At 76.5% G+C, this 2995-nt stretch carries 3 protein-coding genes; all 3 read right to left on the bottom strand.

The annotated features are described in order from the left end of the window. Positions 1 to 986, bottom strand: a 986-nt coding sequence (locus AC0CYZ_RS00025; RefSeq protein ID WP_472210730.1) for a glycosyltransferase, incomplete at its 3' end; no start/stop codon positions are given. Between the two features lie 187 nt (positions 987 to 1173). Beyond that, positions 1174 to 2235, bottom strand: coding sequence for a glycosyltransferase (locus AC0CYZ_RS00030; protein ID WP_472210732.1), 1062 nt, complete (start codon positions 2233 to 2235; stop codon positions 1174 to 1176). 51 nt (positions 2236 to 2286) lie between these two features. After that, on the bottom strand, positions 2287 to 2995 hold a 709-nt coding region (locus AC0CYZ_RS00035), incomplete at its 5' end, for a glycosyltransferase family 9 protein (RefSeq protein WP_472210734.1).

A 2995-nucleotide genomic window follows, 5' to 3' on the forward strand; every position in this document is an offset into this window, starting at 1 on the left:
CCGAAGGGCTCGTAGGCGGGCAGGCAGGCCACGACGTCGGCGGAGCGCATCAGGTCGGGCATCTCGGCGGGAGCGACCCGGCCGACGAAGTGCACCCGGTCGGCGACGCCCTCGGCCGCCGCGATCGCGCGCAGCCGGGCGACCTCGGCGTCGTCGTCGAGCGTCGCGGCCGTGGGGCCGCCGGCGACGACGAGCTCGGGCAGTGAGCCGGCGAGTCCGGCGATTCCGGCGAGGCGGCCGAGCGCCCGGACCACGGTGTCGACGCCCTTGCGGGGCACGAGCCGCGAGACGGTGAGGATCCGCGGGGTGGGGTGCGGGGCCGCCGGGCCGGGCGTGAAGTGCTCGACGTCGACCCCGCAGGGCACCACGTCGACCCGGTCGGCGGAGACGCCGAGCGCGACGAGCTCGGCGACCTCGTCGTGGCAGGTGGCGATCACCCGGTCCACCGAGGCGGCCAGGTCGCTCTCGCGGGCCACCCGCTCGGCCGGGCTGGTGTCGCGCGCGCCCTGGTGGCGGCGCTTGACCGAGCCGAGGGCGTGGAAGGTCTGGGTCACCGGGACGCCGGTCGCGCGCCCGGCGTCGAGCGCCGCGAGCCCGGACATCCAGAAATGGGCGTGGGCCACGTCGGGCGGCGACGTGCGCCAGCGTCGGCGGAGGACGGCCGCGAACTCGCCCATGTGCTCGAGCAGGTCGTCCTTGCCGAGCTCGACCGCGGGTCCGGCCGGGACGTGGTCGACGACCACGCCGGGCGCGAGCGGGACCCGCTGCGGCGTGGTGGCGTCGGTCCGGCGGGTGTGCACCACGACCTCGTGGCCGGCACGTCCGAGCGCCGTGGCGAGCGCGTGCACGTGCACGTTCTGCCCGCCCGCGTCGACGGCGCCGATCCCGGCCGCGGTGGCCTGGTCGGTGGAGCTACGGGCGGGGTCGGCTGTCTCGGCCAGGCACGCGAGCGGGCTCGCGTGCTCCGAGACCATGGCGATCCGCATGCACAGTCCTCCTGCGGACGTGCGGCAGCGCGCACCCCTCACCGGTGATCTCCGGTGGGTGTACGCCTCGCACGTCGGACGTGGCGGTGGACCGGTGCGCTGTGGGCTCAAGCTCCGGTCCCGAACGATCAGGTGTCCGTCGGACGGGGTCGGGGCCGGGTCGGCGTCGACCCGGCCGGAACGGTCGTCAGAGGGGGACGGCGACGGCGCCCGCGGCCGCGTGGTTGGACCCGAGCGGCGCCGAGGAGGGGATGTCACCGGCGACGGCGGCCAGGACCCGGTCCCAGTCGTCGAGGAACCGGTCGACCGACCAGCGCTCGAGCGCGATCTCGCGGCCGCGGGCACCGTGCGCGCGGGCGAGGTCGGGATCGGCGCGGTAGGTCCGGATCGCGTCGTGCAGCACAGCGGGATCCGTGGCGACGACTCCGGCGTCGTCGGGGACCGACACGGCGGCCTCGGCGGTGGCGAGGCCCACCACCGGCATGCCGAGCATCATGGCCTCGATGAGGGCGAGCCCCAGGGAGGTCCACCGGATCGGGTGGAGGTAGAGCCGCCGGCGGGCGAGCTCGGCGTGCATCCGCGCCTGCGGCAGGTCCCCGCCGATCTGGACGGCGGGGTGGTGGACGGCCTCGGGCAGGCGTTCCGAGCCGATCCCGTAGACGTCGAGGCCGATGGTGTCGGCGAACCCGGCGAGCAGGTCGGTCCCGGTGACGCGGTGGCGCCGGACGGGTTCGTTGACGACGACGGCGGCCCGGTCGAGCTCGCCGGTGTAGCGGTGCCCGGGGTCGAGGACGCCGTGCTCCACGACGTGGACCGGGGCCCGTCCGCAGTCCCACATGAGCGCGTTGAAATGGGTGACGTGGACGACCGGGATGTCGTCACGCTCCGCGAGCGGGTGCCGCGTGGCCGGGGCGTCGCCCCGGGGCGTGTTGTGCTCCACGAACACGGCCGGGAGATCGACACCGGGCCGCCGCCCGGTCCAGCGCTCGACGAGGTCGATCTCCTCCGGGCGCTGCAGCACGACGACGTCGATCTCGTCGGCGGCCGCCGCGATCTGCTCCGGCGAGACCTCCACGGCGGCGTCGGGCCAGGTCCACGCGGCCGGACGCCCGCCGCCCCACGGCCCGCGCTCGGGCAGGGTGGGCAGCAGGTACCGGTGCGGGCCCTGAACGAACGCCGTCGACCAGGACCCGTGCACGTGCCAGTGCAGAACCGTCGTCTGCGGCCGTGCATCGGGGTTGGAGGTCACCGCCGAGAAATCCCTGCGAGAACGACCTGGTAAACGCCACGCTGGCAACTACTACTCTCCGTGAGCAGTGAGCCCGGCCACGGCGGCCACGACGGCGTCGGGTCCGACGCCCGCCAGGCAGGGGTGGCCGGGGATCGGGCACTCACGCGCCCGGGTCCCGCGACACGGCGCGTCCTGGTCGCCGAGCAGGACGTGGGGCACTCCGTAGGGCGCCCAGCGGACAGCGGGCACCACGGGCGCGAACAGCGAGACGACCGGCGTGCCCACCGCGGCCGCCAGGTGCGCGGGCCCGGTGTTGCCCACCACCACCGCCGCCGCGCCGCGCAGCACCTCGGCGAGCACCGCGAAGGACGTCGCCCCGCCGAGGTCGATCCCGTGCTCCCCCGCGACGTCGGCCGTGAGCGCGGTCTCGCCCGGGGCGCCGGTCACGACGACCCGGTGCCCGGCGGCCCGCAGCGCCGCCACGCCCTCGGCGCAGCGTCCGGGTGGCCAGGCGCGGGCGGGGACGGAGGCGCCGGGGTGCAGCACGACGTAGAGCTCCCCCGCGGCCACGCCCCGGGCGGCCAGCAGTGCCCGGGCGTCCTCGGCGGTGTCCGCCGGCGTCGCGACCCGCAGGCACCCGTCGTCGTCGGGACCGGGGGCGTGGCCGGCACGCGCGGCGATCGCGAGGGCGCGCTCGGGCTCGGGGAGGTCGTCGACGAGGTCGGCGGTCGGGTCGACGGTGGGGTCGCCGGGCCGGAGACGGACGTCGAGCAGGCCG

The sequence above is a fragment of the Actinomycetospora sp. genome (assembly GCF_055612215.1).